The 14,173-nt window shown below is 73.0% G+C and carries 12 protein-coding genes; 10 read left to right on the top strand and 2 right to left on the bottom strand.

Features of this window, described 5'->3' with window-relative positions; all coding sequences use genetic code 11:
• Positions 1-4 precede the first annotated feature (4 nt).
• From AMK10_RS01020 to AMK10_RS01060, 9 genes are all read left to right on the top strand, one after another.
• Positions 5-754: a LamB/YcsF family protein gene (locus AMK10_RS01020; protein ID WP_073745937.1), complete on the top strand. Its 750-nt coding sequence runs from the start codon at positions 5-7 to the stop codon at positions 752-754.
• On the top strand, positions 751-1,386 hold the full coding sequence (locus tag AMK10_RS01025) for a 5-oxoprolinase subunit B family protein (protein WP_073743779.1): 636 nt from the start codon (positions 751-753) through the stop codon (positions 1,384-1,386). The genes AMK10_RS01020 and AMK10_RS01025 overlap by 4 nt, the downstream gene beginning before the upstream one ends.
• A gap of 74 nt (positions 1,387-1,460) precedes the next feature.
• Positions 1,461-2,312, top strand: a complete 852-nt coding sequence (locus AMK10_RS01030; RefSeq protein WP_241839487.1) for a biotin-dependent carboxyltransferase family protein — start codon at positions 1,461-1,463, stop codon at positions 2,310-2,312.
• Between the two features lie 205 nt (positions 2,313-2,517).
• Positions 2,518-3,102 carry an RNA polymerase sigma factor gene (locus AMK10_RS01035; protein ID WP_073745939.1) on the top strand — a complete coding sequence of 195 codons (585 nt, stop codon included), beginning with the start codon at positions 2,518-2,520 and terminating at the stop codon, positions 3,100-3,102.
• On the top strand, positions 3,095-4,075 hold the full coding sequence (locus tag AMK10_RS01040) for a CU044_5270 family protein (RefSeq protein WP_073743811.1): 981 nt from the start codon (positions 3,095-3,097) through the stop codon (positions 4,073-4,075). Before AMK10_RS01035 ends, AMK10_RS01040 begins: the two co-directional genes overlap by 8 nt.
• A 146-nt stretch (positions 4,076-4,221) precedes the next feature.
• Positions 4,222-5,631 carry a lipase family protein gene (locus AMK10_RS01045; protein ID WP_073743838.1) on the top strand — a complete coding sequence of 470 codons (1,410 nt, stop codon included), beginning with the start codon at positions 4,222-4,224 and terminating at the stop codon, positions 5,629-5,631.
• A gap of 177 nt (positions 5,632-5,808) precedes the next feature.
• On the top strand, positions 5,809-6,498 hold the full coding sequence (locus tag AMK10_RS01050; protein ID WP_073743840.1) for a copper homeostasis protein CutC: 690 nt from the start codon (positions 5,809-5,811) through the stop codon (positions 6,496-6,498).
• Between the two features lie 152 nt (positions 6,499-6,650).
• Positions 6,651-8,900: an MMPL family transporter gene (locus AMK10_RS01055; protein ID WP_073743842.1), complete on the top strand. Its 2,250-nt coding sequence runs from the start codon at positions 6,651-6,653 to the stop codon at positions 8,898-8,900.
• A 149-nt stretch (positions 8,901-9,049) separates the two neighbouring features.
• Positions 9,050-10,093 (top strand): SGNH/GDSL hydrolase family protein, encoded by a 1,044-nt coding sequence (locus AMK10_RS01060; RefSeq protein WP_241839455.1) that lies wholly within the window; start codon positions 9,050-9,052, stop codon positions 10,091-10,093.
• Positions 10,094-10,170: 77 nt separating this feature from the next.
• Here the strand turns inward: AMK10_RS01060 and AMK10_RS01065 are convergent, their stop codons facing one another.
• Together AMK10_RS01065 and AMK10_RS01070 are read right to left on the bottom strand one after the other, a co-directional pair.
• Positions 10,171-12,231 carry a HelD family protein gene (locus tag AMK10_RS01065; protein WP_073743846.1) on the bottom strand — a complete coding sequence of 687 codons (2,061 nt, stop codon included), beginning with the start codon at positions 12,229-12,231 and terminating at the stop codon, positions 10,171-10,173.
• 247 nt (positions 12,232-12,478) lie between these two features.
• Positions 12,479-12,922, bottom strand: a complete 444-nt coding sequence (locus tag AMK10_RS01070; protein ID WP_079180589.1) for a winged helix-turn-helix transcriptional regulator — start codon at positions 12,920-12,922, stop codon at positions 12,479-12,481.
• A 186-nt stretch (positions 12,923-13,108) separates the two neighbouring features.
• Between AMK10_RS01070 and AMK10_RS01075 the strand changes: the two genes are divergently transcribed.
• Positions 13,109-14,089, top strand: a complete 981-nt coding sequence (locus AMK10_RS01075; protein ID WP_073743848.1) for a zinc-dependent alcohol dehydrogenase family protein — start codon at positions 13,109-13,111, stop codon at positions 14,087-14,089.
• Positions 14,090-14,173 lie beyond the last annotated feature (84 nt).

A 14,173-nucleotide genomic window follows, 5' to 3' on the forward strand; every position in this document is an offset into this window, starting at 1 on the left:
TCTCATCGATCTCAACGCGGACCTGGGCGAAGGGTTCGGACGCTGGACCCTCACCGAGGACGAGGCGCTGCTGACCTGCGTCACCAGTGCCAATGTGGCCTGCGGCTTCCACGCGGGCGACGCCTCCGTGATGCGCAGGGTCTGCGAGACGGCCGCGGAGCGCGGCGTGCGTATCGGGGCGCAGGTCTCCTACCGTGACCTCGCCGGGTTCGGGCGGCGCTCCATGGACGTACCGGCCGCCGAGCTCACCGCCGAGATCGCCTACCAGATCGGCGCCCTGAGGGTCTTCGCCGAGGCCGCCGGGTCCACCGTCTCGTACGTGAAACCGCACGGTGCCCTCTACAACCGCGTCGTCCGGGACGAGGAGCAGGCCGCCGCCGTCGTCGCGGGCGTGCGGCTCGCGGGCGGCAGCCCCGCCGTCCTCGGGCTGCCCGGTTCGCGCCTCCTCGCCCACGCGGAGGCCGCGGGGCTGACCGCCGTGGAGGAGGCCTTCGCCGATCGCGCGTACACCCCGCAGGGCACGCTCGTCCCGCGCGGCGAGCCGGGCGCGGTGGTGCACGACCCGGACGAGGTCGTGCGCCGCAGCGTCGGCATGGCCGTCGACGGCGCCGTGACCGGCGCGGACGGCGGCCGGATCGCCGTCGCGGCGCGCTCGCTGTGCGTCCACGGCGACACTCCGGGGGCCGCGGCGCTCGCCCGGCGGGTGCGGGCCGCGCTGGAGGAAGCCGGCGTGCGCATACGGGCGTTCGCGTGAGCGGCATCCGGGTGCTGGAGGCCGGACCCCGCGCCCTGCTCGTGGAACTCGGCTCGGGCGAGGAGGCGGAGGCCTTCCACGCGGAGCTGCTGCGCCGCCGCGCCGCCGGTGAACTCCCCGCCGTACGCGAGATCGTCCCCGGCGCCCGGACGGTGCTGCTGGACGGCGTGGAGGACCGGGCGCTCGCGGCGCGGATGGCCTCCTGGACCGTGCCGCCGCTGAGCCGGAGCGCGGGGGAGGCCGTCGAGATACCCGTGGTGTACGACGGCCCGGACCTCGCCGATGTCGCCGATGCGTGGGGCGTCGCCGTCGACGAGGTGCCGCGCATCCACGCGCGTACGGAGTTCCGGGTGGCCTTCTGCGGGTTCGCGCCCGGCTTCGGCTATCTGACCGGCCTTCCCGGGCACTTGAACGTGCCGCGCAGGGCCACCCCCAGGACCCGGGTGCCGGCCGGGGCGCTCGCCCTCGCCGGGCCCTACACCGGGGTCTATCCACGGCCGTCGCCCGGCGGCTGGCAGCTCATCGGCCGGATGCCCGCGCCGGAGACCCTGTGGGACCCGGCGCGCGAACCGGCCGCACTGCTCGGTCCCGGGGCCCGGGTGCGCTTCGTGGCGGCGGAGGCGACCCGGTGAGCCCGGCACTCGAAGGGGCCGGGAGCGCGGGTCCGGCGGTCGAAGGGGCCGGGAGCGCGGGTCCGGCGCTCGAAGTGGTCAGGGCGGGCGCGCTGACCACCGTGCAGGACGCGGGCCGCACCGGCTGGGCGCACCTCGGCGTGCCCCGCGCCGGTGCGCTGGACGGGCCCGCCCTGCGGCTGGCCAACCGGCTCGTCGGCAACGCGCCGGACGCCGCGGTCCTGGAGACCACCGCCACCGGGTGCGCGGTCCGGGTGACCGGCGCCCGGCCGGTGCTCGCCGTCGTCGGGGGCGCGGGATGCCGGGTCACGGTGGACGGCCGCCCGGCCGCGTGGGGCGCGCCCGTGCGCGTACCGCCCGGAGCGGTCCTGGAGGCGGGACCGGCGGTGCAGGGCCTGCGCGGCTATCTGGCCTTCGCGGGCGGCCTGGTGCCCGAGCCGGTGCTCGGCAGCAGGTCGGCCGACCTGCTCTCGGGACTGGGCCCTCCGGTGCTGCGCGAGGGCGACGTGCTGCCGCTGGGTCCCGCGCTTTCGTCCCTCGCCCCGCACGCCGACACCGTGCCCTGGCCGGGCGCGCCCGCCGAACTGGTGCTGCCCCTGCATCCGGGGCCGCGTGACGGCTGGTTCACGGAAAGGGCCCTGCGCACGCTGGCGAGCGCCGCCTACCGGGTCTCGGAGCGGAGCAACCGCGTCGGGCTGCGCACGGAGGGCGGCCCCGCCCTGGAGCGCGCGGTGGAGGGCGAACTGCCCAGCGAGGGAATGGTGCTGGGCGCCGTCCAGGTCCCGCCGGACGGGCTGCCCGTGGTGTTCCTCAACGACCATCCGACGACCGGTGGTTACCCCGTCGTCGGCGTGGTCGCGGAAGCCGCGCTGGCCCGGGCGGCTCAGGCGGTTCCGGGGACACCGGTGAGATTCGTGCGGGCGTGACGGGAACCCGGGAGCGGGCATCGGCGAACAGGAGGTGACGGAACCCATCTCGCCGAGGGAAGCCCATGAGCCCAGGAGCCGACCAGTGACCGCCCCACCGGACCTCGCGCCCCGCCGCGCCACCGGCGGCCCGGCCCCGGGAGCTTTCGGACCCGGCGGGTCCGGCGGGTCCGGCGCGGGGGGTGCCGAGCACACCGACGCCTGGATCGTCGAGCGGTCATGGGACGAACCGGACGTGTTCTCCGTGCTGTTCGACCGGTACGCCGACGACATCCACCGGTACGTGGCCAGGAGGCTCGGCACCGAGGCGGCCGACGACCTGATGGCCGAGACCTTCGTGATCGCGTTCCAGCAGCGCCGCCGGTACGACGTGTCCAGACCGCAGGTGAGGCCCTGGCTGTACGGCATCGCCACCCATCTGGTGGGCGGGCACCGGCGTGCCGAGGCCCGGCGGCTGCGGGCGCTGGCGCGTGCAGCGTCCACGGCGGACACCGGGGGGAGCGGCGACGGAGAACCGATGGCGGACCGGGTGGCCGCCCGGGTCAGCGCCGAGGGTCTCCGCGCCGAACTCGCCGGAGCCCTCGCTGCGTTGCCCGCCCGCTACCGGGACGTGCTGCTCGTGGTGGCCTGGGGCGACCTGGACTACGCGGAGGCGGCGGAAGCTCTCGGGGTTCCCGTGGGCACCGTGCGCTCACGGCTGCACCGGGCCCGGAAGAAGCTCCGCGCGGCACTGGGGGGTTCGGATCCCACCCGGCTTCACGACGAACACGAGGAGTCCCGCGATGAATGACCTCGACGCGCTGCGGGAGCTGGAGGCCGAGGTGCCCGCACTCACCGAGGACGCCCGCGCCGCCGGCCGCGACCGGCTGGCGGGGGCCATGGCGAAGGAGGGGCGGCGGACCGGTCTGCTGCGGGCCCTGGTGCCACCGGCCTTTCTGCCGCAGGCCGTTGTGCCGTCCAGGCGACTGGTGCTGCGTGCCGGGTTCGCCACGATGGCCACCGCGGCGGTGGCCGGGACGGTCGTCCTCGGGGACGGAGGGGACGGCGGAGACACCGGCTCGGGCGCACCGCGGATGACCACGCTGTCCGCGGCCCAGGTGCTGCACAGGGCGGCGGACAGGACGCGCGCGGACGGAGCCTCCTTGCCGGTCCCACGCGACGACCAGTACTTCTACACCGAGGAGTTCGTCACGAGGACCTTCTCGAAGGGCGGGAGGCGGACGACGAGCACGAACAGGATCTGGCTCTCCGTGGACGGCTCCCGCCCCTCCCGGTACGTCTACGGCAAACGCGTCGTCGACGAGCCGCCGCTGACCAAGCACCAGGTGCGGTGGCCGCCCACCGAGTACGCCGAGCTCAAGAAGCTGCCGGCCGACCCGGACGGGCTTCTCGCGGCACTCGGGCACGGCAAGGGCGACGGGCCGGCCTTCATGGACCTGTGCCTGCTGCTGCGCGGCCCGGCAGCCATGCCACCAGGGCTCCAGGCTGCCGCTTTCGAAGCCCTCGCGAAGCTGCCCGGCATCGTCCTGGACGAGGACGAGCTCGACGCACTCGGGCGCCACGGGATCGGTGTCTCGCACCCCGGCATGTCGTTCGGCCCCGTATTCGAACGAGGCACCTGCGCCTACCTCGGCATGCGCCTGGACGGGGTGAAGGGGGGCCGCCCGGTGGGTCGTGAGGTCAAGGGGGGCGAGAAGTACGTCGAGGTCAGGGGCCGCGTGAAGTCGGGCGTGGTGGACGAGATCGGGCAGCGGCCCCGGTGAAGGGCGGGAGGGCGGGCCCGGTCGGGGGGCCGGGCCCGCCCCCCCCGCTCACGTTACCGAAGCGTAACTTACCGACGAGTTACTTCGGGTAACCCGGCGGTGCTAGCTTGCGCGGACAGCCATCGGAGCAGAGCGAGGAGTGAGCCGTGAGTCCGCGCAAGACCACCCGTTCGAGCTCGACCGAGAACGCCCCCCACCTCCATGGAGCCCGTCGGCCGGGACGCCGTACGGGACGCCTGCTGGCCGCTTCGGTGGCCGCCGCGGCCTGCCTGGGCGCGGCGACCGTGCCCGCGTCGGCCTCCGGTGCCGCCGGCTCGGAGCCGGTGGTCTCCCGGGGTGTGACCATCCCCGCCTTCTACGACCCGCCGGAGCAGCTGCCCTCCGCCGACGGGTCCCTCGTCCGCACGGAGCCGCTGCCCCTCGGTGTGAGCCTCCCGGGGCTGGACGGCCGCCGGCTTCCCGGCACCGCGACGCGGTTGATGTACAAGTCCACCGACGCGAACGGCGCGCCCGTCGCCGTCACCGGCGCCTACATCGAGCCCTCCGCCGCCTGGAAGGGCGGCGGCCCCCGCCCGCTCGTGGCGCTGGCCTCGGGGACCATGGGCCAGGGCGACCAGTGCGCCCCCTCGCTGTCGCTCCAGAACCCGCTGACCATCGGCGAGGGCACGGTCTCCATCGGCTACGACAACATCGCGGCCTACCGCTTCCTCGCCGCCGGTGCCGCCGTCGTCGTCACCGACTACGTGGGCCTCGGCGCCACCGACCGTCTCCACACCTACGTCAACCGGCTCGACGAGGGCCACGCCCTCCTGGACGCGGCCCGGGCCGCGCGCTCCGTCGCGGGCAGCTCGCTCACCTCCTCCTCCAGGGTCGGCCTCTACGGCTACAGCCAGGGCGGCGGAGCCGCCGCGTCGGCCGCCGAACTCCAGCCCTCCTACGCCCCCGACGTCAATCTGGCGGGTGCCTACGCCGGAGCGCCGCCCGCCGACCTCACCGAGGTCATGAAGGGGATAGACGGCAGCGCCCTGGCCGGAGCGCTGGGCTGGTCGATCAACGGATTCGCCCAGACCGACCCGTCGCTGAAGGCGATCGTCGACGCGAACACCAACGACGTCGGCAAGGCCGCGCTGAAGGACACCTCGACCATGTGCGTGGGCGACGCGATCCTCGGCCACGGCTTCACCAGCAGCAAGAAGTGGACCGCCAGCGGCAAGCCGATCGCCGACATCATCGCGGCCGAGCCGAAGCTCCAGGCGATCCTCGACCGGCAGCGCATCGGCACCCTGAAGCCGGCGGCCCCGGTGCGGGTCGTGACCGGTGTGCAGGACGACATCGTCGGGCACGCGCAGGCCAGGCAGCTCGCGGTGGACTGGTGCCGCAAGGGCGCGAACGTGACGTACGAGGCGGTCCTGCTCCCCAACCTCGGCGACAAGATCCTCACCAACCACCTCGCCCCGCTCCTCACCGACCAGGGCAGCGCCATCTCCTGGCTGACCGACCGTCTCTCGGGGCGGAAGGCCACCTCCAACTGCTGGTCGATGCCCGTCCAGCCCTGACATCCCCGCCCCGTGAGCCCTGAGGCCGCGGCGCGCGTCCGCCCATGGACGCCGCCGCGGCCTCGCGCATGTTCATGTACGCGTTCATCGTGGGAGCTGCGCGGCGGGGGACGGGCCCGTAGTCTGGTTATTGGACTAGACCTGTAGTCCGTAGCCGCTCCGAGGGAATGGAAGACCATGAGCAACCGTGCAGTTCTGGAGGTGATCGCTCTCGACGCGGAGGACGCGGTCGCGGCGCAGACGGGAGGCGCGGACCGCCTCGAACTGGTCACCGACATGGCGGCCGACGGCCTGACCCCTTCGGTGGAGACCTTCATGGCGATCAGGGCCGCCGTCGACATCCCGCTGCGGGTCATGCTCAGGGTCACGGACGGCTTCGCCGCCGGTGACATCGGCGTCCTGGTGGAGAAGGCCCGCGAGATGCGCGCGGCGGGCGCCGAGGAATTCGTCCTCGGCTTCCTCGACGAGGACGGCCACGCCGACCTCGTCGCCGTCGAACGGCTCGTCGCCGAGCTGAACGGCTGCCGCTGGACCTTCCACCGCGCCATCGACCGCGCCGCCGACCGCGACGTCCTGCGCAAGCACCTCGCGGACCTGCCGGGGCTGGACACGTACCTCACGGCGGGCTCGCCCCGTGGTGTCGACGCGGGCATCGACACCCTGCTGGCCGAAGCGGAGCACGCGGACCTGCCCGGCTACGAGCCGCAGATCATGGTCGGCGGAGGCCTGCGCCTGGAGCACCTGCCGCGCCTGCGTGCCGCGGGCATCGAGGCCTTCCACATCGGCGGCGCGGCCCGGCCGGGCGGCTGGGACGGGCCGGTGGACGTGGCTGCCGTACGGGAGTGGCGCACGGCGCTCGACGGGTGAGACGGGACGGGCGGGACGGGCCGGCGCACCCGTCGCCGCGTCCGTCCCCGCGCCCCGTCCCTCACCCGTTCCCACCCGCCGGAGTGCCGTCGGGGCGGAACCGGCCTTGAATGCTGGTTGTCCAAGGTGTCCGGTCCAGCCCCGGAGTTCACGTGCCCCGACCACAGCCCCCCAGCGGCTCCGGCACGGCTGCGCGCCGCCCGGGCGTGCTGCACGCCACCGGCGCCTGGTGCGCACGCCACTTCGTGATCGTCATCGTGCTCTGGCTGGCGGCGCTCGCCGCGCTCCAGGCCCTGCACCACGCCTACGGCGGTGACTACTCCGACGACTTCTCGATCTCCGGGACCCAGTCGCAGGAGGGCCTCGACGTGCTGGAGGCGCACGCCCCGACGGCCGGCGGCTACAGCAGCCAGGTGGTGGTGTACGACGCGGACGCCTCGCTCACCGGACTGAGCAGCCAGATGTCGACGGTCGTCGGCAGCCTCCAGAAGCTGCCGGACGTGCTGTCCGTCCAGAACCCGCTGACGACGCAGAGCGGCTCGGGCAGCTCGGACGTCGGGCCGCTCTCCACCGACGGGAAGACCGCGTACATCACCATCCGGTTCAGCGAGCAGCCCTCCACGCTCGGGGACGGCTACCTCGACGGTGTGGACTCGGCCGTCGAACCGCTGCGCAAGGCGGGTGCCGAGGTCGAGTACGGCGGCTCGCTCGGCGAGCTGGCCCGGCCCGATGCGAACGACCGCACCAGCGAGGCCATCGGCTTCGGGGTGGCCGTCCTGGTGCTGCTGATCGGCTTCGGCAGTCTCGTCGCCGCGCTGCTGCCGCTGGTGACCGCCCTGATCTGCGTCGTCTGCGGGCTCGCCCTCCTGGGGCTGCTGGCCGCCGCGACCACCTTCGCCACCGTCTCGCCGACGCTGGCCACGATGATCGGGCTCGGCGTCGGCATCGACTACGCCCTCTTCCTCGTGACCCGGCACCGCCAGAACCTCATGGACGGCAAGGACCCGGTCGCCGCCGCCGGCTCGGCCACGAGCACCAGCGGCCGGGCCGTGCTGCTCTCCGGATGCACGGTGATCATCGCCCTCTGCGGACTCTGGGTCTCCGGGATCGGCTTCATCGGCAAGCTGGGCGTTGCCGCCGCCGTCACCGTCGTCACGGCGGTGCTCGGGGCGCTCACCCTGGTGCCCGCCATGCTCGGACTGATCGGCCGCCACATCGACCGGATCCACGTCCGCCGGCCGATCGCCGAGATCGAGGGCGACGTGAACGCCGGACCGGGGGAGCGGCAGACCGGCACCTGGCACCGCTATGCCCAGCGCGTCGAGCGCAGACCGTGGTGGTTCCTGGCGTCGGGCGTCGTCGTCCTGGCCGTCCTGGCCTTCCCCGTCTTCTTCATCCAGCTCGGTCACATCGGCGACGGCGCCGACCCCAAGTCCTTCACCGACCGGCGGGCCTACGACCTCATGTCCTCGGCGTTCGGCCCCGGTTCGAACGGTCCGCTGACGATCGTGATCGACCAGAGCAAGGTGTCGCAGGACGACCGGTCCGCCCTGGCGAGCCAGGCCGGACAGGCCCTCTCCAAGGTGCCGGACGCGTCCGTCATCACCCCGCTCACCGCCACGTCCGACGGGGACGTCCTCACGGCCACCGCCTACTCCGTCGCCGCGCCGCAGGACGAGCGGACCACGAGCCTGGTCAACCACCTCAAGGACGACGTCCTGCCCGACGCGGTGTCCGGCACCGCCGCGCACGGCTACGTGACCGGCACGACCGCCGCCCAGGTCGACTTCCTCGACATCGTCTCCAGCAGACTGCCCCTGATCATCGCCGTGGTGGTCGCCCTCGCCTTCCTCGTGATCCTGGCCGTGTTCCGCGGGCTGCTCGTCGCGGTCAAGGCGGCCCTGCTCAACGTGCTGTCGATCGCGGCCTCGTACGGGGTCGTGGTGGCCGTCTTCCAGTGGGGCTGGGGCGGACCGGCGCTCGGGGTGTCGGGCGACGTGCCGATCGAGAGCTATGTGCCGATGATGATGTTCGCCATCGTCTTCGGCCTCAGCATGGACTACGAGATCTTCCTGCTCTCCCGCATCCACGAGGCATGGCTGTCCACCGGCGACCCCAGGGCGAGCGTCGCGCACGCCCTGGAGATCACCGCGCGGGTCATCACCTGCGCCGCGCTGATCATGGTCAGCGTCTTCGCGGCCTTCCTCATCAGCGACAACATCGTGGTCAAGATGCTCGGCCTCGGCCTCGCCGCCAGTGTCCTCATCGACGCCACCGTCGTACGCCTGCTCCTCGTGCCCGCCGTGATGACCCTGCTCGGCCGCGCCGCCTGGTGGACCCCGCGGTGGCTCGACCGGATCCTGCCGCACCTCGACGCGGAAGGACCGAAGACGAAGGCGTAGCCGGGCTGTGTTCCATGGGGGTAGCCGACCAAGATCGCCCGGTTGCGCTTCACCACGACTGGACCATCACGTTCCGCATGTGAATGAATACCTTGCGTTACATCCCTCTCGCTTCCTCTTCTCGTGGGCCCCGATGAAAGGGCACAGCCATGTCTTCAGCCATGCGTAGGACCACCACCACTCCCAGGGCGCGGCGGCGGGCCGCCGCCGCGATCGCGCTCGGCAGCTGCCTGGCGCTCGCCGTCCCGGCGGGAGGTGCCGCCGCGGCGCCCACCGAGCCGGTGCCGACCGTCTTCTTCGGCGACTCCTACACCGCCAACTTCGGCATCTCTCCCGTGAACAACCAGGACAGCGAGAGGGGTTGGTGTTTCCAGGCCACGGACAACTATCCCGCCGTCGCCACCCGGCGCCTGGCCGACAAGGACATCACGCTCAACCTCCAGGCCGACGTCTCCTGCGGAGGCGCCCTCCTCCATCACTTCTGGGAGAAGCAGGAGCTGCCCTTCGGCGCCGGGACGCTCCCGGCGCAGCAGGACGCCCTCAAGCAGGACACCCAGCTGACCGTGGGAAGCCTGGGCGGCAACACACTGGGTTTCAACCGCATCCTGAAGCAGTGTTCCGACGAACTCCGGAAGCCCTCTCTGCTGCCGGGAGACCCGGTGGACACGGATGAGCCGGCTGCCAAGTGCGGTGAGTTCTTCGAGACCGGGGACGGGAAGCAGTGGCTGGACGGCCAGTTCGAGCGGGTCGGATATGAGCTGGAGGAGCTGCTCGACCGCATCGGCTACTTCGCCCCCGACGCGAAGCGCGTCCTGGTCGGCTACCCCAGGCTCGTGCCCGAGGACACCACCAAGTGCCAGACCGCTGCGCCCGGCCAGACGCAGCTGCCGTTCGCCGACATCCCCCAGGACGCCCTGCCGGTCCTGGACCAGATCCAGAAGCGGCTGAACGACGCCATGAAGAAGGCCGCCGCCGACGCCGAAGGCGGCGCCGACTACGTCGACCTCTACGCCAGCACCGGCGCCAACACGGCGTGCGACGGCGCCGACCGTGGCATCGGCGGCCTGCTGGAGGAATCCCAGCTCGAGCTCCTCGGCACCAAGATCCCCTGGTACGCGCACCCCAACGCGAAGGGCCGCGACATCCAGGCCAAGCAGGTGGCCACCAAGATCGAGGAAGTCCTCAACCGCTGACCGGCCGCACAACCGCGTTCGCCGCACGAACGAGGCCCCAGGACCCGCCATCGGCCTGGGGCTTCGCGGCGCAGCCCTCAGCCCAGCCGCTCCGGCAGCGGCGCCGCGTGCAGGACCACAAGGCCCGAGACCGCACGCGTCAGCGCCACGTACAGACGGCGCAGGCCGGTGCGCTCGTCGGGCTCCCCGTCGACCACGGCCGCCGGTTCGTCCAGCACCACGTAGTCGTACTCCAGGCCCTTCGCCAGCGAGGCCGGGACCAGCGTCAGCCGGGAGTCGGCCGTCGTCTCCTCGCCGGGGGCCAGCACGCTGTGGCCCGCCGCCGCGAGGGCCTCCGCCAGGGCGGGGACACGGGCGTCGGCCGCGATCAGGCCGATCGAGCCCTCGTGGCGCAGCGACTCCTCGCACGCCGCGACCACTGCCGCGTCCAGCGCGTCCCCCTCGGCCACCGCCCGTACGTCCAGGGAACCCGGGGTCTCACGGACCGACTCCACCGGGGACAGACCGGGCGAGATCGCCGGGAGCAGCCGGGAGGCGTACGCGATCACCTCGCGCGGCACGCGGAAGCCAGCCGTCAGCTCCTCCACCACCGCGTCCGCCTTGCCCAGGTGGAACAGCGCCTGCTCCCAGCTCTGCGTCGACCAGGGCGTCGTCCCCTGCGCCAGGTCGCCGAGCACCGTCGCCGAACCGGTCGAGCAGCGGCGGCCCACCGCGCGGTACTGCATGGGGGAGAGGTCCTGGGCCTCGTCGATGACGACATGGCCCAGCGAGTGCGTGCGGGCCACCAGGTCGGCGGCCTCGTCGATCAGGACCGCGTCCGCCGCCGTCCACTTCGCGGACTTCACACTGCGGGCGGGCCTGGCCATCAGGACGTGCTTCTGCTCGTCCTCGTCGAGGAGTCCCTCCGCGTGCTCCGCCAGGAAACCGGCGTCCGTCAGAAGCCGCAGCACCAGCTTCGCCGGCTCCACCGCCGGCCAGATCGCCTTCACGGCCGCCTTCACGGCGGGATTGCGCGCAACCGAGTTCTGCACCCGGTCGTCCGGGGCCTCGCCCGCCTCCTCCATCCGTACGAGGACGGCGTGCGCGATGCGCTGCGGGAGCGCCTCGTGCGCCGCGCCGTAGCGCATGTCGCGGGCCAGCAGCTCGGCCACCATCTCCTCGATCTCGTACGCCGGGACCCGCCAGCGACGAGAGCCGCGCACCACCACGACCGGCTCCACCGGGGGTGTGACGTGCGAGCGGATCGCCCGCCGCAGGACCTCCGCCATGCGGGCGTCGCCCTTGATCACCGCGGCGGCCGACTCGTCCGTGCCGCGCACCTCGACGCGGGCGGTCACCAGGTCCTCCACGGTGGCCTGCTTGACCTCCAGCTCGCCCAGCGCGGGGAGCACCTGCTCGATGTAGTGGAGGAACGAGCGGTTCGGGCCGATCACCAGGGTGCCCGTGCGGGCCAGCCGCTCGCGGTGCGCGTACAGGAGGTACGCCACACGGTGCAGGCCCACGGCCGTCTTCCCGGTGCCGGGGCCTCCCTGGACACAGACCGTCCCGCCGAGCCCGCTGCGGACGATCCCGTCCTGCTCGGGCTGGATCGTCGCCACGATGTCGCGCATCGGACCCACACGGGGCCGCTCGATCTCGGCCTGGAGCAGCCTGCTGGTCTGCTCCTCCTCCGCGGGGTCGGTGAGGTGCTCGTCCTCGTACGCGGTCAGCTCCCCGCCGGTGTAGCCGAAGCGGCGGCGCCGGTCGACGTCCAGCGGGTTGCTCCTGGAGGCCTGGTAGAAGGGCTGGGAGACCGGCGCGCGCCAGTCGATGACCATCGGGTCGCCCTGCGCGTCGTGGACATGGCGGCGCCCGATGTAGAACTGCTCTCCCTCGGCGCCCTCCGCCTTCTCGGCCCCGACCACGTGCAGATAGTCGAGACGCCCGAAGAACAGCGGGGTGTGGGAGAGGTCGGCGAGCGCCTTGATGCGGTCGTCGATCTGTGCCTGGAGGACTGCGGCGTTGACCCAGTTCGCGGTGACGTCGCGGATGTCGAGTGCCTGCACGTCCTCGCGCATGGCGCGCAGCGCGGCACGGGACGCGGCGAGATGCGCCTGCTCCCTGACCAGTGGATTGCTTGACTCTTCGTGCGCGGGCACGGTGTTTGCCTCCGGCTTTGTCGACGCAGGACGGCGGACAGGGCTCACCGCCCGGTCCGCTCGGGGACGTTCACACACACAGATGCGCACGCGAGTGGCGCGTGCGGCTGTTGTCGGCCGGTTTCCGTCCGGTCGGCGGCGCTCCCCCGGCTGCCGGCCGCTCGGAAGGGCGAGCCGGTACCACGGTGCGGGAGGCGGGCAGACGGGCGATTGTAGCGATCGCGGCTTCCGGGGGCGAACGAATAGATCACGGGCCCGGAGGGCTTCGGCGGACGGGGGTGCCTGCCCGGACGTCCCCGCGTCGGGGGACCGCTGCCGCCTGCCCGGCGGACCCGTCCTGCTCCGACTCCTGGAAGTCGACGACGGCTTCGCCGTGCTGGGCCGCCCACTCCGTCAGGGCGGCGATGGGCACCACGAGCGTCCGGCCGAGCTCGGTGAGGCTGTACTCGACCCGGGGCGGCGCCTCGGCGTACGCATGGCGTTCGACGAGGCCGTAGCCCTGGAGCCTGCGCAGCGTCTGGGTGAGGACCTTGCGCGAGACACCGCCGATCAGGCCGACCAGTTCACCGTGCCGGCACGGTGAGCGGCTGAGCGCGAAGATCACGACGACGGCCCACTTGTCGGCGATGATCTCGATCGCCAGCCGGGCGGGGCAGTCGGCGAGGAAGACGTCTCCGGCCGAGTGGCTCATGGGACGGGAAGGTACCAGGAGGTACCTGTCGGATCCGTAGTTTCGTCTGTGTGCGACGACGCCGGACGCGGGCAACACCCCAGTTTCCGCGCCCCGTCGAGCGCCTTGCCGCCGCCCCACGCGGGAGGGCCGAGCGCCCTTCCGCCGCCCCGCGCGCAGCCCTCCGAGAGAAAGACGGGTCACCCCATGCCACGCGTCGTCGTGTTCGACAGGACCGGAGCACCGGACGTCCTGCGCATCGCCGAGGAACCGGTCGTCGAGCCCGCCGAGGGCGAGGTACGGATCAGGATCGAGGCCATCGGCGTCAACCGGCTCGACCAGATGATGCGTGCGGGGTCCTACCCCGGGCCGGTCCGTCTGCCGCACGCCCGGCTGGGCTGCGAGGCAACGGGCGTCGTCGACGCGGTGGGCCCCGGTGTCGAGGGGCTCGCAGCGGGCGGCGCGGTCCTTGTCACCGCCGTCCCGGCGATGGACCTCAACGGCACCTACGCCGAATACACCACCGTGCCCGCCGCCACCGTCGTCGCGCGGCCCGAAGGGCTGGACGCGACCGGCGCGGCGGCCCTGTGGGTGGCGTACTCCACGGCGTACGGCGCGCTCGTGGAGAAGGCCGGGACGCGCCCCGGCGACCATGTCCTGATCACCGCCGCCTCCAGCTCCGTCGGCCTGGCCGCCCTCCAGGTCGCCCGGCAGATCGGTGCCGTTCCCCTGGCGGTCACCCGGCACACCGCGAAGAAGGACCGCCTGCTGGCCGCGGGCGCCGCCGCGGTCGTCGTCACCGACGACGAGGACGTGGCGGAGGCCGCCCGCAGGCACAGCGGCGGGGCCGGGGCCGACGTCATCCTCGACTCCGTCATGGGCCCCGGTCTGGCGGACCTGGCGAAGGCGGCCAGACCCGGCGGAACCCTGGTCACCGCGGGCTGGCTGGACCCCCGGCCCGCGACGTTCCCGATGAACTGGCCCCTCACGGTCCTCGGCTACGCCGGCTTCGAGCACACGCTCGACCCCGTCGTGGTGCGCCGCATCGCGGCCTTCCTGGACGCCGGCCTGCGCACCGGAGCGCTGCGGCCCACCGTGGACCGGGTGTTCGGCCTCGACGACATCGTCGAGGCGCACCGGTACCTGGAGCGGGGACGGCAGGTCGGCAAGATCGTCGTCACCGTCTGACCACGAGGGGCACGGTGGCCCGCAGCCTGTGTCCGTCCCGTAGGGGACGGGTCCGTCCTGCGGGCGACCCCGGTCCGCACATTC

Source organism: Streptomyces sp. CB02058, assembly GCF_001905505.1.
GTDB lineage: Bacteria > Actinomycetota > Actinomycetes > Streptomycetales > Streptomycetaceae > Streptomyces.

Bases quoted from the DNA above. Each gene is read 5' to 3' on its own strand.
- AMK10_RS01050 (WP_073743840.1), top strand. From the start codon at position 5,809: ATGAGCAACCGTGCAGTTCTGGAGGTGATCGCTCTCGACGCGGAGGAC.
- AMK10_RS01075 (WP_073743848.1), top strand. From the start codon at position 13,109: ATGCCACGCGTCGTCGTGTTCGACAGGACCGGAGCACCGGACGTCCTG.
- AMK10_RS01040 (WP_073743811.1), top strand. From the start codon at position 3,095: ATGAATGACCTCGACGCGCTGCGGGAGCTGGAGGCCGAGGTGCCCGCA.
- AMK10_RS01060 (WP_241839455.1), top strand. From the start codon at position 9,050: ATGTCTTCAGCCATGCGTAGGACCACCACCACTCCCAGGGCGCGGCGG.
- AMK10_RS01070 (WP_079180589.1), bottom strand. From the start codon at position 12,922: ATGAGCCACTCGGCCGGAGACGTCTTCCTCGCCGACTGCCCCGCCCGG.